Annotated in this window: 14 protein-coding genes, 1 other RNA gene and 2 pseudogenes; 8 read left to right on the forward strand and 9 right to left on the reverse strand. The window is 69.8% G+C overall.

What is annotated here, in order from left to right; translation table 11 throughout:
- Positions 1 to 16: 16 nt before the first annotated feature.
- On the reverse strand, positions 17 to 772 hold the full coding sequence (locus ACIBW9_RS04140; RefSeq protein WP_398950981.1) for a MerR family transcriptional regulator: 756 nt from the start codon (positions 770 to 772) through the stop codon (positions 17 to 19).
- 163 nt (positions 773 to 935) lie between these two features.
- Between ACIBW9_RS04140 and ACIBW9_RS04145 the strand changes: the two genes are divergently transcribed.
- The 4 genes and pseudogenes from ACIBW9_RS04145 to rnpB all read left to right on the forward strand — a co-directional run bounded on the left by ACIBW9_RS04145 (position 936) and on the right by rnpB (position 3,954).
- Positions 936 to 1,514 (forward strand): Uma2 family endonuclease, encoded by a 579-nt coding sequence (locus tag ACIBW9_RS04145; RefSeq protein WP_398950983.1) that lies wholly within the window; start codon positions 936 to 938, stop codon positions 1,512 to 1,514.
- A gap of 292 nt (positions 1,515 to 1,806) precedes the next feature.
- Complete coding sequence (locus ACIBW9_RS04150) at positions 1,807 to 2,628, forward strand: helix-turn-helix domain-containing protein (protein ID WP_398950985.1); 822 nt, start codon at positions 1,807 to 1,809, stop codon at positions 2,626 to 2,628.
- An 85-nt stretch (positions 2,629 to 2,713) separates the two neighbouring features.
- A pseudogene (locus ACIBW9_RS04155) lies at positions 2,714 to 3,433 on the forward strand (DMT family transporter); the annotation flags it as partial.
- A gap of 118 nt (positions 3,434 to 3,551) precedes the next feature.
- Positions 3,552 to 3,954, forward strand: an RNA gene (gene rnpB, locus ACIBW9_RS04160) — RNase P RNA component class A.
- A gap of 1,036 nt (positions 3,955 to 4,990) precedes the next feature.
- Here rnpB and ACIBW9_RS04165 read toward each other — a convergent pair.
- Positions 4,991 to 5,182 carry a hypothetical protein gene (locus tag ACIBW9_RS04165; RefSeq protein WP_398950987.1) on the reverse strand — a complete coding sequence of 64 codons (192 nt, stop codon included), beginning with the start codon at positions 5,180 to 5,182 and terminating at the stop codon, positions 4,991 to 4,993.
- A 509-nt stretch (positions 5,183 to 5,691) separates the two neighbouring features.
- On the opposite strand from ACIBW9_RS04165, the gene ACIBW9_RS04170 reads away from it, so the two are divergent.
- The 4 genes from ACIBW9_RS04170 (at position 5,692) to ACIBW9_RS04185 (ending at position 8,725) form a co-directional block, all read left to right on the forward strand.
- Complete coding sequence (locus ACIBW9_RS04170) at positions 5,692 to 7,023, forward strand: RHS repeat-associated core domain-containing protein (protein WP_398950989.1); 1,332 nt, start codon at positions 5,692 to 5,694, stop codon at positions 7,021 to 7,023.
- Between the two features lie 20 nt (positions 7,024 to 7,043).
- The gene (locus tag ACIBW9_RS04175) at positions 7,044 to 7,643 is read left to right on the forward strand and encodes a hypothetical protein (RefSeq protein ID WP_398950991.1); all 600 of its coding nucleotides are present in this window, start codon (positions 7,044 to 7,046) and stop codon (positions 7,641 to 7,643) included.
- A 1-nt stretch (position 7,644) separates the two neighbouring features.
- Positions 7,645 to 8,226 carry an RDD family protein gene (locus ACIBW9_RS04180; protein ID WP_398950994.1) on the forward strand — a complete coding sequence of 194 codons (582 nt, stop codon included), beginning with the start codon at positions 7,645 to 7,647 and terminating at the stop codon, positions 8,224 to 8,226.
- Between the two features lie 127 nt (positions 8,227 to 8,353).
- Entirely contained in the window at positions 8,354 to 8,725 is a 372-nt protein-coding gene (locus ACIBW9_RS04185) for a hypothetical protein (protein ID WP_398952145.1), read from the forward strand.
- 474 nt (positions 8,726 to 9,199) lie between these two features.
- Here the strand turns inward: ACIBW9_RS04185 and ACIBW9_RS04190 are convergent.
- The 7 genes and pseudogenes from ACIBW9_RS04190 to ACIBW9_RS04220 all read right to left on the reverse strand — a co-directional run.
- Positions 9,200 to 9,391: pseudogene (locus ACIBW9_RS04190) on the reverse strand (DUF397 domain-containing protein); the annotation flags it as partial.
- 234 nt (positions 9,392 to 9,625) lie between these two features.
- Positions 9,626 to 11,566: a DNA/RNA helicase domain-containing protein gene (locus tag ACIBW9_RS04195; protein ID WP_398950996.1), complete on the reverse strand. Its 1,941-nt coding sequence runs from the start codon at positions 11,564 to 11,566 to the stop codon at positions 9,626 to 9,628.
- 271 nt (positions 11,567 to 11,837) lie between these two features.
- Positions 11,838 to 12,356: a hypothetical protein gene (locus ACIBW9_RS04200; protein ID WP_398950998.1), complete on the reverse strand. Its 519-nt coding sequence runs from the start codon at positions 12,354 to 12,356 to the stop codon at positions 11,838 to 11,840.
- A 131-nt stretch (positions 12,357 to 12,487) separates the two neighbouring features.
- Positions 12,488 to 13,909 carry a DUF6177 family protein gene (locus tag ACIBW9_RS04205; protein ID WP_398951000.1) on the reverse strand — a complete coding sequence of 474 codons (1,422 nt, stop codon included), beginning with the start codon at positions 13,907 to 13,909 and terminating at the stop codon, positions 12,488 to 12,490.
- Positions 13,906 to 17,913: a type VII secretion protein EccCa gene (gene eccCa, locus ACIBW9_RS04210; protein ID WP_398951002.1), complete on the reverse strand. Its 4,008-nt coding sequence runs from the start codon at positions 17,911 to 17,913 to the stop codon at positions 13,906 to 13,908. The genes ACIBW9_RS04205 and eccCa overlap by 4 nt, the downstream gene beginning before the upstream one ends.
- Complete coding sequence (locus ACIBW9_RS04215) at positions 17,910 to 19,433, reverse strand: hypothetical protein (protein WP_398951004.1); 1,524 nt, start codon at positions 19,431 to 19,433, stop codon at positions 17,910 to 17,912. Before ACIBW9_RS04215 ends, eccCa begins: the two co-directional genes overlap by 4 nt.
- A gap of 16 nt (positions 19,434 to 19,449) precedes the next feature.
- Positions 19,450 to 20,799: an EsaB/YukD family protein gene (locus ACIBW9_RS04220; protein WP_398951006.1), complete on the reverse strand. Its 1,350-nt coding sequence runs from the start codon at positions 20,797 to 20,799 to the stop codon at positions 19,450 to 19,452.
- Positions 20,800 to 20,809 lie beyond the last annotated feature (10 nt).

Here is a 20,809-nt window from a genome sequence, read left to right on the forward strand (position 1 = left end):
ACGTACGCCGCCGTCCTCACGGCTGTTCCTCGGTGAGGATCCGCAGCGCGAGGCGGAGGGCCTCCGCCTGGGCGGGGGCGAAGTCCGCGTAGAAGGCGCGCATGAAGCTGTTGTCCCCGTCGATCCTCACCTGGGGAACGAGGTCGCGGGGCATGCAGTCGGCGAGGGTGCGGGCGGCCTCCGCCACGCGCGGGTCGGTCGGGTCGGCGTCGGCGAGGTCGTCGAGCAGGGCGTACGCCTTGAGCGCCCGCGCGATCCCCTCGGGGGAGCCGAGGGCGCCGCGCAGCAGCTCCATCAGCCGCTCGCGGTCCTCCACGGCCGCCATGGTGTCGATCAGCGCGAGCATCTCGCGGTCCTTGACGGCCATGGGGGAGTCGGCCGCCACCTGCGCCAAGTCCCCGAACAGCGAGGCCAGTTCCGGCGAGACGGGCCCCTCGACGGTCAGCCCGCCCTCCGCCTCCAGCAGCGCCCGCAGCCGCGCCCGCCGCTCCCGGATCGCGGCCTCCTGCCGGGCCAGGTCCTCGTCCAGTTCGGTGAGCACCTCGACGAGGTCCTTCCCGGCGTCCTCCGCCAGCACGTCCCGCACCTCCGCGAGCCCCATCCCCAACTCGGTCAGCCGCCGGATCCGCGCGAGCACCACGGCATGCCGCAACGTGTAGTCCCGATACCCGTTGCCCAGCCGCTCCGGCTCCGGCAGCAGCCCCTCATGGTGGTAGTGCCGCACGGTCCGCGTGGTGACGCCGACCGCCGCGGCCAGTTCTCCGATCCGCATGGGGCCAGTACAAACGCTGACGCTGCGGGAGGGTCAAGCGGGCGGGTCGGCGCCTGACGACCATGGTGATCGTGTGCCACGATCGAGGGAACGGTTCCCGATCTCTCGGACAGGTGATCTCCCGATGTCCCAGTCTGGCGAGCGACCGAAGGAGGGGCGTGACATGACTGCCATGGCCCACGAGCCGCTCACGCAGGAGGAGGTCCTGCTGGAGGGTTTTCTCGCCCTGGACACCCCGGAGGGTTTTCGGGCCGAGTTGATCGAGGGGGAGATCGTCGTGACGCCGCCGCCGGACGGGGAGCACGAGAAGTACATCAGCCGGATCGTGCGGCAAGTGATCAAGCGGTCTGCGACCGAGATGGACTTCTCCGGGAACAAGGGCCTGAGACTGAGGAGCGGCGAGGCCTGCCCGAAGAACCACGTGGTCCCGGATGTCACCCTCGCGCCCCTTGAGCGTGACCTCTTCGGCGGCGCCGACTCCTGGATGCCCTGCGACGGCGTCGTCATGGTGCTGGAGGTGACATCCACCAAGCCCAGGGCCGACCGCGAGGCCAAACGCCGCTGCTACGCGCGCGGCGGCATTCCCTTCCACTTGCTGGTCGACCGCGATGCCGCCTCCGTCACGTTGTTCAGCGACCCGGAGAAGGACGACTACCGGGAGCTCTGCACCCGCCCGTTCGGCAAACCGCTCACCCTCCCCGCCCCCTTCGCCTTCGATCTGGATACCACGGACTTTCTCTGAACCGCCGACGCCTCGGCCGCGGCGGGCCGCCCCTCGACCGGCTCACCGCCCGCTTCCACCGGCACGTCCACGGCGCCCACACGCACCCCGCCGACTTTCGCGGCAGTGTCAAGCAACGCCGGACAGCCGGCGGCCGAGCAGATCGCGGACCACCGCGCACGCATGGAGGCGGTCTTCGACGTACCGGAGGGATGGATCCATGGCCCCCGTGCGGGCCGGGCATGGAAATGGGCCGTAGTTTGTTGCACCCCGTACGACGACGGAGACGTAGACCGACTGATGGGGGCGCACGGTGAGCGAGCAGGCACTGTGGACCCGCGCGCGCCTCGGCCGCTGCGGGCCGCCCCTCGACCTGCTCACCGCCCGCTTCCAGCGCCACGTCTACGCGCCGCACGCCCACGCCGAGTACACCATCGGCGTCTGCGTCGGCGGCTCCGAGGTCATCGACTACCGCGGCGGCCACGTCCGCACCGGCCCCGGCTCGATCGTCGTCCTCGACCCCGGCGAGATGCACACCGGCGGCCCCGACACCACCACCGACGGCTACGCCTACCGCGCCCTGTACGCCGACCCCGCCCTCCTCGCCGACGGCACCCTCGGCAACCTCCCGCACTTCCGCGAACCCGTGATCGACGACCCCGAGCTGGTCACCGCCCTCCGCCGCGCCCACACCGAACTCAGCGCCTGCCCGGACCCGTTGGAGACTGAATCCCGCCTTCCGTGGCTGCTCACGGCCCTGGCCCGCCGCCACTCCACGGCCCGCTCGGCCCCGGACGCGGTGCCGGGCGCCGACCACATCGCTCTCGTGGTCCGCGACCGCCTGGCCGACGAACTCCTGGACCCCCCGTCCCTGGCCGACCTCGCCCAGGACCTGGACCTCTCCCGCTACCAACTCCTCCGAGCCTTCCGTACGACGATGGGCATACCGCCGTACGCCTGGCTGGCGCAGCACCGGGTGAACCGGGCGCGCGGGCTGCTGGAGTCGGGCCTGCGCCCGGCCGAGGTGGCCACCCTGGTCGGCTTCGCGGACCAGGCCCACCTGACGCGCTGGTTCCGCCGCGTGCTGGGGGTGACCCCGGCGGCGTACCGCAACAGCGTTCAAGACGCCAGGTAGGGACCGGGCCGATTCTGTCCGCATGACTGCACGTGGCTGGTTCCTGTTCTCCCTGATGGGAGTGGTCTGGGGCATCCCCTACCTGATGATCAAGGTGGCGGTGGACGCCCCTCTGTCCCCATCGATGGTGGTCTTCACGCGCTGCGCACTCGGCGCACTCCTCCTGCTCCCCTTCGCGATACGACAGGGCGGCCTGATCCGCACGGTCCGTACCCACTGGCTGCCGATGCTGGCCTTCGCGTGCATAGAGATCATCGGCCCGTGGTTCACGCTCACGGACGCGGAACGGCACCTGTCGAGCTCGACGGCCGGCCTGCTGATCGCGGGCGTGCCGATCGTGGGCGTGGTGCTGGCCCGCTTCTTCGGCGACACGGAGCGCCTGGGGGTACGGCGGATCACGGGCCTCGGACTGGGCCTGGCGGGCGTAGCCGTCCTGACCGCCCCGCATCTGACCGGCGGCGACGCCCGCTCCCTGGGGGAGGTCATGCTGACGGTGCTGGGTTACGCGACGGCACCGCTGATAGCGGCCCGCTGGCTGAAGGACGTCCCGAACCTGCAGCTGACGGCCCCGTGCCTGGCACTGGCGGCGGTCGTCTACGCAACACCGGCGGCGGCGACCTGGCCGTCGACCATCCCATCCGCCTCGGCCCTGACAGCCCTGATCGGCCTGGGAGCGATCTGCACGGCACTCGCATTGGTGGCCTTCCTGGAACTGATCAAGGAGGTGGGCCCGACCCGCTCGACGGTGTTCACGTACGTCAACCCGGCGGTAGCGGTAGCAGCAGGAGCGCTCTTCCTGGACGAGCCCCTCACTGCCGGCATAGCAATCGCCTTCACCCTCATCCTGGCGGGCTCGGTCCTGGCGACGGCGGCCTCCGGTCCGGCGAAGGGCGGACGCCCGGTAGCATGGTCCACACGGCAGACGAGCCGGGCGGACGGCCGCGTGGAGTCCCCTTGAGGGCCTCCCCGAGGAACGTCCGGGCTCCACAGGGCAGGGTGGTGGCTAACGGCCACCCGGGGTGACCCGCGGGACAGTGCCACAGAAAACAAACCGCCCAGCACTCAGGTGCTGGGTAAGGGTGAAACGGCGGTGTAAGAGACCACCAGTGCCCAGGGTGACCTGGGCAGCTAGGTAAACCCCACCCGGAGCAAGGTCAAAAGGGAGCGCCCCGGCGCTCCTGCGGAGGCGTTCGAGGGCTGCCCGCCCGAGCCCCCGGGTAGACCGCACGAGGCCGGTGGCAACACCGGTCCTAGATGGATGGCCGTCTCCCCGGCTGCCGCGAGGCGGCCGGGTGACAGAACCCGGCGTACAGCCCGACTCGTCTGCCACCACCTGCGGCTTTGCCTGGGAAAGGGCCTCTGATCTGGGACGGAGGCTCTTTCCGGTCTTTCATCGGCTTACCGTGTTAGGCGGCGGAAAGTCCCTCAGAAGTCCCTCGGACAGCACTGAAAGTCCCTGAAAAGTCCCTGGCGCAGAGGTGCGGGGGACGCTTCTGACCTGGGGCAGGCCGTAGTTCCGTCGGTCTCGGTGCGTGGCTCTGCGATCGTCCCGTGAGGCGGGAACCGATGTCGCTTACAGCGTGGTGGCGGCAGCGGCCCTGCCGGACTCGCTGCGGGCCGCCGTGCCCGCTGCCCCGGCTGCTGGCGTTGTCGGGAATCCCGGGACCGCGGTGGTGGCTTGCCCCCAGCTCGCGCCCGCATTGAAGGAGGCCTGCCCGGTACCGGCCCGAGCGGCTTGGAACAACAGCCTCAGCCCGGTTCACGGAGGGCGACTGGCCTCGTCCGCCGCTTCACGGTGATCCCCCTCCAGACGGGTGCGGGAGGCAGCCCCTCCGCGCTTTACCGTCCAGGCCCGAGGTGCACACGAGTCCTTGGAGGATGAATATGAAAGGTGTCTGATCCGCACTTCAGGCACATAGATGGTTAAAGCGAAGTTCGCGGCACGCAGGGCTTCCTCGCCTCGACCAGCGTGCTCGGCCAGGCGGTCAGGCACCACAACCGCAGCTCGTCGAGCACCTCCGTGGCGTCCATGTTGAGGCTTTGTTCCCCTTTCAATAGCCAGGTTGTCTCGCCAGTGGTGATCTATGAAGGCGTCGAAAGCTGCTGACGCACTCGGTATCGCCGTCAGCGCGGTCTCGGGGGTGGTACCCAGCACGCCGGCACCTCCCCGTCCTCGCCCCCGGCCACCTCCAGACCGTCACCCCCACCGCCCAGCACCTCGGCGACGCCCTCGGCGCCGGCACCGCCTTCGACGGCGCCGGCTCCGATAGCAGCTCCCAGCAGCAGTCCGGCGGATCCTGCCTCTGTCGTCGAGAGTTTCTACGCAGCGATCAACGCCCACGACTACCAGCGGGCATGGGATCTAGGGGGAAGCAACCTCGGTCGGCTTTACGCCGACTTCGCGGGAGGCTTCGCCGACACCGCCGCCGATGTGATCAGCATCGACAACGTGAGCGGAGACGTGGTTAATGTCCAGCTTCACGCCGTGCACACCGATGGAAGCACCGCCGATTACGCCGGTTCGTACGTCGTCGAGAACGGGACGATCATTCACGGCGCGTTGCACCTCGTGGTGACGAGCGGAACGACCCACACTCCGGTGCCCACCACATCGGGTGGCCCGGCAGGAGCTCTCAATCCGGCCGTAACCCAATCCACGATCCGCTCGACCATCTGCGTGCCGGGCTGGACGGTGACGATTCGGCCGCCGGCCGTCGTGACCGAGCAGCTGAAGAAGCAGCAACTCGCGGCGTCCAGTGCGGCGGACAAGGACCCCTCGCACTACGAGGAGGACCACATCGTCCCCCTGGAACTGGGCGGGGCCCCGTCCGACCCGGCGAATCTGCGCCCCGTACCGCTCTCCCGGACGACGAGGGTCGCCTCGCGAAAGTCACCAACGCGGACAGCACCTCGGCCTCCTACCTGTACGACGCCGACGGCAACCGCCTGCTGTCCCGCGACGACTCCGGCACGACGCTCTTCCTGGGCGACACGGAAGTCCACCTGGCCAAGGGGACGTCCACGACCACGGGTACGCGCTACTACACCTGGGCCGGACGAACGGTGGCCGTTCGTACCGGCTCCGGCAGCCTCCAGTGGCAGGTCACGGACGGCCATGACACGGCCGAGGCGGCGGTGGACTCCGGCTCGCAGGGGATCACACGCCGCCGTCTTGACCCGTTCGGCAACCCGCGCGGCACTCAGCCGGCTTCGGGAGCGTGGCTCGGCGACAAGGGCTTCGTCAACGGTATCCAGAACGCCACCAGCGGCCTCACCCTCCTGGGTGCACGCGAGTACGACCCGACCATCGGTCGGTTCGTCTCCGACGATCCGATCCTCGAATTGACCGACGCACAGCAGATCGATGGTTACACCTACGCCGGCAACAACCCCCTCACCCACAGCGACCCGAGCGGCCTGATGTTCCCCGGCGACGGCCCCAACTGCTATTCCGACGGCTGCGGGGTCGAGCCCGCGCCGACGCCCGTCACCAAGAAGGACATCAGCAATGGCGGTGACAGTGGGGGAGGGGGCAGCTCTCACCACGGCTGCGGCTGGTCATTCTCCTGCCATCTGTCCAGCCTGGCCCACAAGGCCTATCACGCCGTCCAGCAACACCCGGTGATCGCGGCCGTGGTGGCCACCGCCGTGGTCGTCGGAGTGGTCGCCTGCGTGGCAGCGACAGCCGGTGGTTGCGGAGCCGTGCTGGTGGCCGGAGCCGAAGGCTTCACCGCAGGTGCGGAAGCGGGCAGCCTCGGGGCCGCAGCAGTGGGTGCGTCCGTGGGGGTCGCCAGCGAGGGTGGTGCCGTCATCGCGGGATCGATGGGCATCGCCGGCGCGGGAGCGGCAGCTGTTGCCGAAGGCTCGAAGACGGCCTCAGCGGAGGATGCGGCAGCGTCGACGGGAGCCAAGAGCGCAGATGCCGCAGCGGAACACACGGCCTCGTCCGGCTCGGCCAAGGCGGCCGAGCGTGCCGCAACCCGGGCGCAGGAGATCCAGGACAAGCACCTGAACCGCGCTCCGAAACAGCCGGATACCATCGCCCACAAGCAACGGATGGTTGCGGTGGTAGAAACGGACGGACCCAGCGTCGTCGGCGGAGGGGCGCGCGACCTGAACCCGGACCAACAGGCCATGATCGATTCGGGGACCGAAATGGCCGCCAAGATGCCACGCGCACACGGGGAGGAGACCGCCGTCACAGGTGCGGTGAATCATGGCTTGATTCCGCACTCCATCGGAACGTCCATGGACTTCTGCGACCTCTGCGAACTCTTCATCCAGGAAACGGGCGGGATCATCACCGGACCGCGCACTGCAGTATGGCCGCAGTTCGGGGGGCCTGAGATCGACCCGGGTCTCGTGGGCTGGGACGACCCTGCCACGGAGAACTAGCACGCGATTGGGATGTGTCAATGATTCAGGGTTATGACGGAGACGCACTTCTGTCGCAACTCGAAGACCTCACTGCTGCTCAGCGCAGGGCGTTTTCCGCAGCCTGTGCCGAAGCGCTGCTACTGCACTTCGGTTCCGTCCCGATGGCCGGAGAACCGGCCGGTACGGCGGAATGCGAGCGGTCGGTCCACTTCTGCTGGGATGCGGTGGAGCGTGGGGCGGTTGAATCGGGGCCATCGGAGACCGTGGACCTTCTGAGGGCAGAGCTGGAGGAAATCCTGTCCGAGGACGAGGAGGGCGAGCTCGAAGTCATGGAGCATGTGATCGCCGGCGCGTACTACGCGCTCGAGTCCTCCAGAGCAGGAGACGCGGGTCAGGCAGAGCTGGTGGCCAAGAACCTGTACGAAGCGGCCGACTACGTGGTCCTGGCGGATCCGGCCATCGACCTTGCCGACCCGAACGCGCGCCGCGAGATCCTCGCATCGGACGTGGTACAGAGGACGCTCTCCGCCATCATTCGGATTCGGGACCTCGTGGCCACTCGCACATTCCAGGGTGATGTGCGCGCCGTGGAAATCTCCCAGGTGCGGGAATTCGTCAGCCAAGGGATGGGGGGATGAGGTGAGCAGCGAAGCAGCGATGAACCGTGAGGCCCGGCCAGCGTGGGCGCAGGTCGTATATGCCGCTGACGGAGATACCGATGCGGTAGCGGGCGCGATTGGCACCCCCGTGCTGGTGCTGGCTCCCAACAGGCACAGAATCGCGGCACGCCTGGTGGACACGGTACTCGCGTCCGTGTTCGCGTGCCTCGGCTTCATGGCCGCGGCGGCGGCAAGTGACGGCATCGCACTGCTGGTTCTCGTACCAGTGGGTTGCGCGGCCGGTGGGTTGCTGTATCACTTGCCTCTTGTGCACTGGTGGGGTACTACCGTCGGCAAACGGATCCTCGGGCTGCGAGTGGTCCGGCGTTGGTCTGACGGGACGGTTCCGCCGTCATGGAAGGACACGTTCACCCGGGAGTTCGACCGAGCAGCCTTCCTATCGATCCCGGTGCTGAACGTACTCGTCGGCGCGATCCTGCTGGCGCAGATGGTCAAGGACCGGGGCACCTACCACCACAGCAAGTACGACCGGGCAGCCGGCACGGTGGTGGTGCGGTGGCCGAGACGTGTCGGAAGGAGCCGGACCAGCCAAGGCGACTGAGTGAGCAGTCCCTCGAGGAGAACTACGAACCACACCCATTCAACAGGGACGAGGACTGGGAGTTCCCCCAGCTGATCGCAGCCTGGGTAATCCGGGGCCGCAGAGCCCGTTGGCACGGACTCGACGAGTGACGCGCATGTCCTGTCTGAGGCGGGTGGCGATCGGCGGTTGTTCCACCCGGACGCAGCTGTACTTCGGTCCGCCCAAGGGCGGCGAGGAACGCGACGCGCCTCTGCCTCATGCGCTCGCGAGGCGGATCCGCACGCATCAGGAGCAATTCGAACCGATCGAAGTGGCCCTGCCGTGGCTGGATCCCGAGGAGTCCGACCTCGCGCGCGAGGACACGCGCAAGGTGACGGTCCGGCTGCCCGTCTACACCGGGCGGCGCGGCGCGATCAACCGCGCCACCTGGCACACCAAGGCCTGGAAGCCCGCGCCCGCCGAAGGGGGAGTCATTCCGCCGTTGCCCGGGCGGCAGCCGGGCGAGAAGCCACCGTGAGAATGGGAGCCGAGCCGCGAGCACGGATTCCACATCCTGCGCCACAGGCACGCCTCGGTGATGCTCGAAGCCCGGTCCGTCGATCGTCTCGCTCGCGAAGTGGCTGGGGCACTCCGACCCGGCGTTCACGCTCCGGACGTACACGCTCTTCATGCCGCAGGCCGGCGCGCGGAGACGGCCGCCATCGAGGCGTGGTTCACGGACCTCGACTGAAAGTCCCTGAGAAGTCCCAGAGAACTGAAGCAGCCGCCGGATGCCCGTAAATGGGCAGGTCAGAGCATGATCGCCACGGGGCGACAGAACCCGGCGTACAGCCCGACTCGTCTGCCGCTGGGGTTCTGGCCCGGCTTTTCGGAAGTTCCCGCGGCAGGATGCCTGCGACTCGAAACAGCGCGCACGGCTCCGGGGACCCTGAGCTACCGCGGTGGCGTCGATGACGCGGGGATGCGCCGTCGACAGGTCAACGCCCTCCCGGAAGGCAACCCACACCGAGGCGGTGAAGCGGAGGGGTTCGCGTCCGGGGTTCTTGGAGTCGCGGACCGCTCTTGCGCCGCTGGGGAGTTCTGCGACCTCGACGCAGTCGTGTTCCGCGCCGCTGGCGGATGCCTTCCGCCATATCGCCTCGGTGAGGTCGTACGCGTACAGCTCAGCCCTCAGGTCGTTCACTTCCGGTGGCCCTCTTCCAGCTCGGCGATTCTCGCGAGCGAGTCCTCCACGGGAAGCGCCGTCGCACGGATGCGTTCGAAGGCCTTGGCGAAGGGCGTCGCGTCGTCGCCCTCAACGTATGTCGCGCCGCTGAGATGAGGGCGGCATCGGCACCGGACGGCGTCACGCGCGGCGAAGTGGCCACCAGGCGCCACCGCCGACTGCACAGGATGGCCACCCCTCGCACGCGCTGAACTACACGAGCTGGGGCACCTCCGCCCGCGACGCCGGATGAATCAGCGACCGCAGCTTCTCGCGGGTCTCCGCGTCCGTCGAGTAGAGAATCGTCCCGACCATCCCGCGCGTCAGCAGCACCTTGTACGTGTTGCGGATGAGCCGGTCGACGTCGTCGTCCGGCGTCGCCTTGGTGAAGGACGGGTCCTTCGAAGCCGAGCGGTCCACGACCCAGCGGTCCGTCCGCCAGACCAGATCAGGGCCGATGATCACGCCCGACCAGTCGTACTCGAAGCCCTGCGCGGTGTAGACACAGCCGACCTGGGTGAAACCAGCCGGGTCCGTGGCCCAAAGGGGAGCGGGTGGCGCGCCGAGCACGGATCGGTCGCCGTACACGTTCCAGGGGCGCGCCCACTGGCCGATCACGACGTCTGTGGGCAGTGACGTCATATCGGGGGTGATCTTTGTGGTCCACTTCCAGCAGTAGCCGGCCGACATGCGGGCGCCGTAGCCCTCCTCCCGGCGCGCGACGAGGAAGTCCTCCAGTTCCTGCGGGGTCTCGGCGGTGAGCAGTTGCAGCTTGCCGTCGGGCTCCCACTGGGTGGGTGTGCCGCCGTCCAGTCCGAGCAGGTCGACGACCCACTTCTCGTACGCGTCGCTGCCGCCGCATCGGAACTGGCCGTCCAGTTCGACCACTGCGCAGTCCAGGCCCTCTGCCGCGGCGGCGCGTTCGATCTCCTGCCTGGTTCCCATCTCGCCGGGGCGTACGACCTGATGCTGGTCGAGCAGGAAGACGGGGACCCGGGCCGCGTCGATGAGTTCCGCCACCTGGGGCCGTCCAGTACGGAGTGCCGCCTTGGTGTAGCGGTTGGCGGAGGTCTTCCGCAGCCGGTGGGCCTCGTCGCAGATCAGCACGTCGAGGTCGTTGGGCTCGGCGTCCATGAAGCTGTTGAAGTACTTGAACAGCTGCTGCACTTCACGTTTCTTGTGCCCCGCCACCCGGCGCATCGTCTTTGTGAACGACTGCGACCCGGTTGCGTGCAGCGCGGGTACTCCGCGGCGGTACAGCTCACCCAGGACCGACAACGCGATCACGCTCTTGCCGGATCCGGGACCGCCGGTGACCACGATCACCTGCTTGTGGTTGCCGCGCTTGGCTTTGCGGACGGCGGACATCACCTTCTCGTACGCGACCCGCTGCTCGGCGATGAGCACGAACTGCTCGCGGTCGCGGATCTCGGCCGCCGCGACGGACATCAGCTGCTTCGACGGCCGTACCTTGGCGTCGAGCAGTACGTCGGCCACCTGTGCGCCGGGCTTGGCGGCGAGTCGCGAGCGCAGGAAGTCCAGGAAGGCGCCGCGCCGTTCCCCGGTGTACATCCGGCCGTACTGGTTCTCCTCGACGCTCCTCAACCCCGCGATCTGGAACTCGGTCGCGTTGTGCAGGAAGGCCACGCCGGCCAGCGAGTCGGGCATCCGCTCCAACGCCCCGTTGAAGGACAGCAGATATTCGCAGTAGCCCCGCACCTGCTCGATGGGGTTGAGCACGGGCTGCGCGTATGCGTCGATGCGGCACAGCAGCGGCTCGTCCTCCTCCGGGTAGGCCGCGCTCCACTGCTTGAGTTCGACAACGACGTACGACGGCTGGCCGGTTGTCGGGTGTACACCGGCGAGCACGGCATCCGCGCGCTTGCTGGTGAGGGGCAGGCTGTACTCGACGATGACTTCGACGTCGTCGAGCCCGGCCTCGATGAGCGCGTTGACGAGGGCGGGGAGGCTGCGTTCCCAGGACCGTATCTCCGCCTGCGCGGGGCTCCGGCCGTGCTGGTGACGGAAGTTCTCGGTCAGATGCAGCGCCAGCGACCCTTCGAGGAGGCGGGCGGCCACGGACGCCGCGGACTCACGGAACAGCAAGAAAATGCCCCCAGGCAGCACGAAGAAGACTCGTGCGGGTGGGGGCATGTCCTCCAATGTCCGCAGCGCAAGCGGATCAGGAAGCCCGTCGGGCCGCTGAGATGGTGTTCGCCATCCTAGGCGAGCGAGTCGATCACGTGGAGGGGATGGGGAAGGGTTCGCTCATGCGGAGTCTTCCCTCGCCGAGCGCCGCGTGCAGCCAGTCCAGGGATTGACGTCCCCGGTGCGGGTCTCCTGTGAGTCGTGCCCTCTGTCGCCGGTTCTGCCGATTGGGTCCCGTTTCTGGCGTACAGGCGTCAGACGGCGACCGTGCCCCTCCTCAGGAGAGGTGCGCGGCTGCGGCCTTGTACGTGGCGGCCTGCGCGGGCGTCAAGTAGTGCGAGACGCGGAGGACGACCGTGCCGTTGACGTAGTCGTACTCGGTGAGTGCGGGCATCGCCTTGGTGACTGCCTGGATGTACTTGGCGCGGGCTGTCGCATCGGCCGGACTGCTGAACACCTCGATGGCGCCGCCGCGTTCGACGTCGCCTTTCTCCGTACCGGTCACGTCGGTCGCCTTGATCCTGCTGTCCGTGAAGGTGACCTTCGACGTGTACTGGTTCGGTCGGCCGAGGAGGTGGTTCGGGTCGTTCTCGGCCGTGACCGTGCCGGAGAGCTTCGCGGAACTGACCTTGCTGGAGATGGACGCAAACGCAGCATCGGCGGTGACCGGCTTACTCGCGGTGGCACTGGGTTTCTGCGACGAGCTCGAGCCGCTGTTGGACGTGCCGTTGCTGCATGCGGTGAGTCCCGTGAGGAGGGCGGTGGCGAGCGCGGCGGTGGCGAGGGTTCTGTTCATGCGGGCGATCATGGATGCGCGGCACGTGCCGGGTGGGCGGTGTGGCGCAATTGTGACGGACTGTTCGGGGCGAACGAACGTCAGTTCCCCAGGTTGGGTTGTTCACGCAACAAAAGCCAGCGCATCGGCTGCTATGCCGAACTGGCAACACCCGGGCTGTTCTTGAGATGGCTGGTCAGCGTCTGAAGTGCCGCCCAGGCTTCGGCATCGCTTCCGTCGCCCAGCAGGTAGTGGAGCGCCGGATAGCTGGAAGAACCGAGCTGCCGCGGCTTCGCGGCGAGAGGCGGGCGGCGCGCGTGAGTGAGGCCGACCGCGCGCACGTCCCGCGGGCCCAGGGTGAAGGACACCGGCAGGGGCGGCGCCTCCAGGTGTGCGGGCAGGGTGAGGTCGGTTCGGCCGTTGCGGAGCGTGGTGAGCATCGTCGTCAGGCCGTGTGAGCTGACGAGCGTGGCAGCGAGGGATTCCAAGGCGGATAGGGGGACTTCGGCGGGTGTGGCGTAGCCCAGCGTCAGGGTCGCGTCCTCGGCGACGCCCGCCGTGGTGCGGGTGATGCGGTGGGTGGCGATGGCAGGGCGGTCGGAGTTGCCGATCGCGATGACGTGAGTGGGGGCGGGGGACCGGTCGCGGGCCAGGTCCGTCAACTGGCGTGGGGGCCAGGGGAGGTTGACCGGTTCCGCGGTGCCCCAGCCGGTGGGTGCCGTCCCGGTGAGGTGGCGCCACGCTGCCTCCAGTGCGCGGCCGAGTACGAGGTCGGTCTCGGGCGCGTGCACCGTGCGGAACGAAACCGTGAGTTGCCGCTGATCAGCGGGTGTGCTCGCTGCCGTGAAGGCATCGGCGACGGTGGTGTCGGTCGGCGCGAACGTGCCGTCCCGCCACGCGAGTCGTACGCCGGAGAGGCCGTCGTAGTAGCCGCCCGCCGGGTTCTGGATCACCCAGCGGTTGGGTGCGCCGCCCAGGGCCGTACGCAGCGGCAGGGTGAGGCGGACGTGAGATGGCGTGACCAGGTGGAAGGCACGGTTCGTCTGTGCGGTGGTGCGGAGGATGTCCGACAGCCAGGCTGTCAGAGGGACGAGTGGGCGGTCGGCCAGGACGACCGCCGTCGAGTCGGTCAGGACGTCGACGATGGGGAGTGCCGAGGCAGGTGTCTGCGGCTGGTCGCCCGTCGAGTCGTCCGGGATCGGGACGTGCGCCGTGTGTGCCGCGCCGGGCGGCCAACTGGTTCCGCCGAGCAGCATGGTGAGGCGTCCGCAGACTGATCCCGCTAGGGGTTCCGCCTCGGGTACGGCCGTGGAGGCTCGGGTCTCGGTCCACCAGAACGGCACGTCGGGCGCGGTCACCTGAAAGTCGAGGAGGCGTTCCGCCTCGCCAGGGACATGGACGAGGACCGGTGCCTCGACCGAGACCAGCGGGCGCCGGCCTGGCGTGCACAGTTGCAGGACCGCGCCGTCGTCGGTGGCCGTCAGGCTCAGCTCGGGGCCGCCGGCGTGCAGGCCGGCCAGGAGCGAGCGGGTGTCGGGCATCTTCGGGGTGAGCGCGATGACGTCCTTGGTCACGCCGGGTTCTCCACGGGGTCGGTCTCGGGCGCGAGGGCGGTCTGGATCAGCTGGTGGCGGCGGCCGCGGCGGACCAGGGTGCCCCGGCCGGGCGGCTGGGCGGAGGCGTACAGGCCAGGAAAGAGCTGGCCCTCCGTGCGGTCGCCCGTCATCACGAGGGCCGTGGCGCCGGTCTCGCGCAGGGTCGTCAGGAACGGCTCGTAGAGCGCGCGCGAGGCGCCCGCGACGCGGCGGGCGACCACGAAGTGCAGTCCGATGTCCTGGGCCGAGGAGATGTACGGAAGGAACGGGTCGAGGGGCTGCTGGCCGGCGGTGGTGAGGATGTCGTAGTCGTCGATGAGGATCACGATCCGGGGACCGGTGAAGGCCGGTTCGTCGTTCATCGTGTCCGGGTCGGCGCTCTCCGGGAGCCGTTTCTCCAGTTCGGTCGCGATGCCGGTGGCGAGGGCGGCGGACAGCTTCGCGTTGTGTGCGTAGCCGCCGCGGTACGGCTCCGGGATCACGCCGCGCAGGCCGCGCCGCGGGTCGAAGATGCCGAAGACGAGCTCGTCGTCGGCGTATCGGTCCACGAGCGCGCGGGAGATGAGCTTGAGGAGGTTGGTCTTGCCGCACTCGTTGTCGCCCAGGACGAGCAGGTGCTGGTCGGTGCCGAACAGGTCGAGGACGGCGGGGGACAGGACCTCCTGGTCGACGCCGATCGGGATCGCGCGCGGTACCTCGGCGGTGGAGGGCAGGCGCTGCGCGGGTAGCCGGGTGGGCAACACGCGTACGGGAGCGGCCTGTTCGCCGTGCCAGGTGGCGCGCACCGAGCGTACGGCGTCCTCCAGGGCCGGTCCCAGGTCCGTGGCCTGGGCGAGCGCGTCGAGGCGGGGGAGGGCGACGTGCGCGAACAGCTTGCCGTCGGTGAGGGCGCGGCCCGGGGTGTCGGCGGACAGGGTCTCGGAGAGTTTGCGGTCGACTGAGGAGTCGGCGGGGTCGTTGAGGCGCAGCTCGATACGGCTGCCGAACATCGACTGGGTGGCGATGCGGACGTCGTTCCAGCGGAGCATGCCCGCGACGACGTGGATGCCGTAGCCGCTGCCGCGTTTGAGGAGGTCGGCGACGGCGTCGTCCAAGTCGGCGAACTCGTCGCGCAGTGCGCCGAATCCGTCGATGAGCAGAACGACGTCCGTGGAGCCGAGTTCGGGCAGCTCGCCCTTCGCGCGCAGGGTGCGCAGCTGATCGACGGAGTCGATGCCGTGTTCACGGAAGAGGGCCTCGCGTTCGGCGAGCATGGTGCGCACCTCCGCTACTGTGCGGGCGGCGCGCTCGTGATCGGCTCGCCCGGCGATCCCGCCGACATGAGGCAGGCCGGACAGCGCGCTCAGACCGCCGCCGACCAGGTCGAGGCCGTAGAGCGCGATGTCGTGCGGTGTGTGGGTCACGGCGAGGGACAGGGCCAGGGTACGCAGCAGGGTTGTCTTGCCGGACTGCGGGCCGCCGATGACGGCCGTGTGTCCGCCCGCGGTGTTCAGGTCGTGCACCCACCGGCCCTGCCACTGCCGCGCGGGGTCGTCCAGGACTCCGAGCGGAATTCGCAACGGGCCCTCTGCGCGGGTGAGTTGTAGTCCGTCCGCCGATGCCTGCACGGGACCGGCCGCCCCCGTCAGCGTCACCGCGTCGGGCAGCGGCGGCAGCCAGATCCGTCGCACCGGTCCGGCCGCGCCCGCGAGCTGGTCCACCACGGTGGACAGCACGGTGGGTCCGCTGTCCCGCTCGCGTGGCGTGATCACGGTCTCGTCACCCGCCGCCCCGGTCGGCGTCTCCAGTGTGTTGTACGGCGGATACGGCCAGGCCAGCGGCTCGTCGTCGGCGACCGCATCGCGTTGCACCGGCCCGCGGTAGGCGCCGGAGACATAGCCGGCCTTGAACCGTGTGTACGTGGACGTGTCGACCTTGAGATAGCCGAAGCCCGGCAGCGGGGGCAGGTTGAAGGCGTCGGTGGTCTCCAGGACCGTACGCGACTCGTCCGCCGAGAAGGTGCGCAGTCCAAGCCGGTACGACAGGTAGGTCTCCAGGCCCTTCAGCTTGCCGCCCTCGATGCGCTGGCTGGACAGCAGCAGATGGACGCCGATGGAGCGGCCGATGCGGCCGATGGAGAGGAACAGGTCGATGAAGTCCGGCTTGGCGGTGATCAGTTCGCCGAACTCGTCGATCACGACGAACAGGTGCGGGAGCGGTTCGAGGTCCGGGCGGGCGGTGGCGCGCAGCGCCCGGTGGTGCCCGACGTCGGCGATGTTCCCCGCATCCTTGAGCACCTGCTGACGGCGTTTGATCTCACCGGCCAGAGAGGTGTGCACGCGCTCGACGAGACCGGCCTGGTTCTCCAGGTTGGTGATGACGCCCGCCACGTGCGGCAGGCCCGTGAACGGGGCGAAGGTGGCGCCGCCCTTGTAGTCGACGAGCACCATCGCCAGAGCCTCGGGCGGATGCGTCATCACCAGCGCGAGCACCAGACTGCGCAGCAGCTCGCTCTTTCCCGAGCCGGTCGCGCCCACGCACAACCCGTGGGGTCCCATGCCCAGTTCGGACGACTCCTTCAGGTCGAGCAGCACGGGCTCGTGGCGGTCGTCGAGCCCGATCGGCACCCGCAGGAAGTCACGCTCACTACGCGGCGCCCACTGCCGGGCCAGGTCCAGTGCGGCCGGATCGTCGATGCCGAGCAGTTGGGGGAAGTCGACCGGGCCGGACACCGGGGTGCCGTCGGCGGCCGACTCGGGGGACAGACGCAGGGGCGCCAGCATCCGGGCCAGCCCTTCGCCGCCGGCGGCGCTCACCGGATCCAGGACGCCCGAGACTCGTACGACGTGTTCGCCCCGCAGGTCATCGACCGTGACCCGATCCCCGTCGACGGTGATCCGCACGGCGACCTGATCGGGCTCGTGAACCTGCTCGGCGAGCAGGTGCACAACGGTCACGCCCATGTCACCGAGGGCAACGGTCGTGTCCGGGCGAGGCAGTTCGGCCGCGTTGTGGCCGTAGTCGTCGCTTACGACGAGCAACCGGCTGCCGAGACTCAGCGCGGCGCGGTCGGACAGGCCGCGGCGCACCTCGGCGGCGTAAGAGGAACGCTTCTTCAGGTCGCCGGCGACGACCCGCGCCAACTGGGCGAGATCGGGCGCGATGCGCCTGGCGGCCACCGGCCCGTCCAGCTCGTCCGGATGCAGGACGTGCGGCAGCCACTTCGCCCACTCCCACTCCGCCATGTGCTCCCCGGGCACGCCCAGCGCAAGCGCGACGTCGTCGGGCGCGTGCGTGACGGCGGCCTGTACGAGCAGTGCCCGGGCGACGCGCAGGACGCCCTCGCGGTCGCCGATGACGCTCACGTTGCCCGCGCGGTCCAGCGGCACCGTCAGCGGATGGTCGGTGGTGGTCGCGAACCGGGCCTGCAGCGCCCGTGCCTCGTTCAGCATGAACGGGTCCGGCGGTGTCAGCACCCCGCTCGCCGAGTTCTGCCCGACCACCACGTCCTGCACCGGTACGTCACCCACGCCTATACGCACCCGAAGGAAGTCGGCGTCCGTACGGCGCCGTTCCCACAGCCGCGCCGGATCGCGCACCAGGTCGTACAGGGCCGACGGCGGAGGATTCAACCCCCGGGCGGCCTGCCGCCGTACGCGCTCGGCCGCGCCCAACTCCTCGCGCAGTTCCTCCAGATACTCCAGATACCGTTCGCGCTGCACCCGCCGCTGCCGCTGTGCCTTACCGCGCTGCGACAAGAACAGCGCCACCGCCCCGAGCAGCGCGATGACGAGCACGACCGCGCCGAGGCCCGCGAACTGGCTGGAGCGGATGACGGTCATCATCACCACGGACGACATGACACCGGCCATCGGCAGCAATGCCGTGGCCGCGGTGCCCATCTTTCCTTCGGGAAGGTTCGGCGGCGGCTCGATGGTGCGCGCCTCGGCAGGAGGCAGCGGGCGGGTGGCCCGGGCCGGGCGGTGGATCAGGTGTTGCGTCATCGAACCCGCACCGCCCGCTGCAGAGCCTGGGCCGCGAGCTGCGTGGCCGCGCGGCGCGTGCCCGAGCCGAGCAGCTGCGTACGGATGGGTCCGCCGGCCGCGAGATGCCGGTCGTAAGGCAGGTGCACGATGGTGACCCCTGTTTCGCGCAGATGCGCTGTGGCCGTCTTCAGGTCGAGATTCAGGTCGGGGGCGGCCGAGGTGAGGGCGACGACGGTGGACGCGAGGGCGTCGTGCGGCAGTTGGGCGAGCCAGTCGAGGACGATGCGTGTGCCGCCGACGCCCTCGGCGGTGAGGGGGGCGACGACCACGCGGGCGTGTGCGGTGTCCATCGCCGTACGGGCCACTTCACCGGGCAGTGTCTCGCAGTCCACGACCGTGACGGAGAAGTAGCGGCGCAGCGCCAGCGTCACCGTGCGGTAGGTGCGGATGTCCAGTGGGGGGCCGAGGCGTCCCTGGCCGGCGGGCAGCAGCCAGCCGCCGTCTGTGACCGGCACCAAGTACCCGGTGATGTCGGTGAGTTGCATCTGGGGAGTGAGGATGTGGGCGAGTTCGGTGCACGACCAGCGCACCGACTCGGCGCCCAGTCGGACCGGCAGTGTGCCGAGCGCGGCGTCCGCCTCCAGGGCGAGCACCGGATCGTGCCGGTAGTGGTTGAACGTACGGGCGAGCAGCGCGGCAACCGTCGTCTTGCCTACGCCACCCCGGATCGACGTCACGGCGATCACCCGGCCCGTGGTGACCGGCTGCTGCAGCTCCCGGCCGATCCGGGTCTCCTCGGCGACCTCCTGGGAGGCCGATGAGGTCAGCCGTCGGATGGTCCCTGCGGTCCGGCGCGCCATGGAGTCACCGTGCGACGGTTTGCCGAGCGCGAGTGCGAGGCGGGGGTCGATGGTGGGGAGGGATTCGGGGGTGGGGAAGGGGAGGGCGGGGGTGCCGTGGCGGTGATGGACGACCGGCCTGGCACTCGGCGCTGGCGGGGCTGCGGAGGGCTCGGCGGGGTGGGCGGCCGGGGTGCCATGTTCTTGGGGCGTTGGGCGGGGGCCGGGCTGGGGCGCGTACATATGCGGAGCGGTGGAGCTGGGCAGGGGGAGCTGGCGTTGCGGATCGGTGGCGGAGGGACCCGGCTGTGCAGGCCCGGGCGGAGCGGTGGCGTCGCGGTTCGGCGCGGTGTGGGGAGTGAGGGGAGGAGGCTGAGACACGGGCTGGGGGAGCTGCTCGACCGGCCGGGTCGGCTGCACGGGTGGATGCCGCGGCAGGTCACCGGGGGTTGCAGCCGAGTCGGTGTGCAGGGGAGACGGCTGCCACGGGTTGGGGCGCTGTTCGTCGGGGTGACGGACCGGGAGCGGAGCCTTGGCGCCTTCCGCGTCCATCTGGCTCGGCGTACCGCGCTCATAGCCATCGGGTTCCATGGCGCCGTTCGCGGTGGCCGCGGTTTCCGGAGCGGCCGACGCCGGTGCGCTGCCTCGCAGTTCGCGCAGCACCTCGTCCTGCCAACCGCTGCCCTGAGCGCTGGTCATCGCTGCCGCCTCACGCTCACGCGAAGGTGCCGAGCAGCCGCCCGTACACCCCGAAGGCACCGATCACCAGGGGGAACAGCGCGATCACTCCGACCGACTCGAGTACGTCGCCGAACCGGCGCAGCCGCACCCGCACATGCTCGGGCGGCTGCACCACGAGCACGGCCAGCGGGAGGACCGCCAGCACCACCAGCGCCGCGAGCGGCCCGGTCGCGCCGGAGTGCTCCAGCCACACCCAGGCCAGCCGAACCGCCACCACCGCGGCCGCCACGAGCAGTGCGACGACCTCAGGGACCAGCGGATACGCCCGCGCCCGCAACGCGAGCACCAGCGCGACGGCCAGCGCGAGCAGCACCGTCCACACCGTGGTCGTACGGAGCACGAGCGCCCCGGCGACAGCGGCGGATACGGCCGTCACGATCGTCGCGAGGGCGAGCCCGCGGTGCGTGGCCGCGAGCGCCGTCGACACCTGATAGCGGCTCACCGACGCACCGCCCGAGCGCCGGTCGTCGAGCCCCGAGAGCCCGGACGCCATCAATGCGAACCGAGGCAGCAGTCCCAGTACGACCACCGACACGACGGCGAGCAACGCCGCGGCCCGTCCGGCCGACTGGAAGGCGAGCGCCCCCTCCCAGCACAGCGCGCCCCCAACGACCGCAGCAGCCCCGAAGACACCGCCGCGTCCGAGCGGCGAGCACCATCCGAGCAGCAACAACGCAATGGCCACCACCCCGGCGACACCCGCCAGCCGCACCGCGCCCGACCAGCCCTGGGCATCGGCCAGACTCCACACCCCGAACACTCCCAGGGCGCCACCGGCGACGACGAGTGTGCCGGCGAGCCCGCGCAGTCCGGGCCGGCCGAACGCGGCACCCGCGGCCGCGGCGAGCCCGGCGATAACGAGCAGCACGGCACCCACGGTCTGCGCGGCGAACGCCTGCCGTGCGAGGAGGGAGGCGGCCAGCGCCCACCCGACCGTCGCGCTCCCGGCGACGACGCGTCGCGCGGCGGGCCGCCACCGCCAGGCCCGGCCGTCGAGATCGTCGGCGGCCTCATCGGTCACGTCATGGACGACGGGAGCGGACGGCGCGTCCTCGACACGCACGAGCCGCAACACCGCACCGTCCGCCACAGCCGCGGACTCCAAGGTGGCGTCCGGATCCAGGACACTGCCGTCGCCCGCCACCAGATGACGTGTTTGCGGCCGCGTACCCACCCGATCGTCCAGCAGCCGCATCACCTCGGGAAGCAGCCGCCCGATCGGCTCCTGCGACGGCAGTACAAGATCGACCCGCCGTCGCTCACCCACCAGAGTGACCCGGCTCAACGCGAGCCCCGCACGGCTCGATGCCCCCGTAGATATCACGCGTTCGAAC

The sequence above is a fragment of the Streptomyces sp. NPDC049541 genome, assembly GCF_044465725.1.
In the GTDB taxonomy this organism is placed as follows: domain Bacteria; phylum Actinomycetota; class Actinomycetes; order Streptomycetales; family Streptomycetaceae; genus Streptomyces.

What these genes read in the sequence shown, in the direction of transcription:
- ACIBW9_RS04145 (WP_398950983.1), top strand. Translation starts at nt 936, where the DNA reads ATGACTGCCATGGCCCACGAGCCGCTCACGCAGGAGGAGGTCCTGCTG.
- ACIBW9_RS04175 (WP_398950991.1), top strand. Translation starts at nt 7,044, where the DNA reads ATGATTCAGGGTTATGACGGAGACGCACTTCTGTCGCAACTCGAAGAC.
- ACIBW9_RS04200 (WP_398950998.1), bottom strand. Translation starts at nt 12,356, where the DNA reads ATGAACAGAACCCTCGCCACCGCCGCGCTCGCCACCGCCCTCCTCACG.
- ACIBW9_RS04195 (WP_398950996.1), bottom strand. Translation starts at nt 11,566, where the DNA reads ATGCCCCCACCCGCACGAGTCTTCTTCGTGCTGCCTGGGGGCATTTTC.
- ACIBW9_RS04215 (WP_398951004.1), bottom strand. Translation starts at nt 19,433, where the DNA reads ATGACCAGCGCTCAGGGCAGCGGTTGGCAGGACGAGGTGCTGCGCGAA.
- eccCa (WP_398951002.1), bottom strand. Translation starts at nt 17,913, where the DNA reads ATGACGCAACACCTGATCCACCGCCCGGCCCGGGCCACCCGCCCGCTG.
- ACIBW9_RS04140 (WP_398950981.1), bottom strand. Translation starts at nt 772, where the DNA reads ATGCGGATCGGAGAACTGGCCGCGGCGGTCGGCGTCACCACGCGGACC.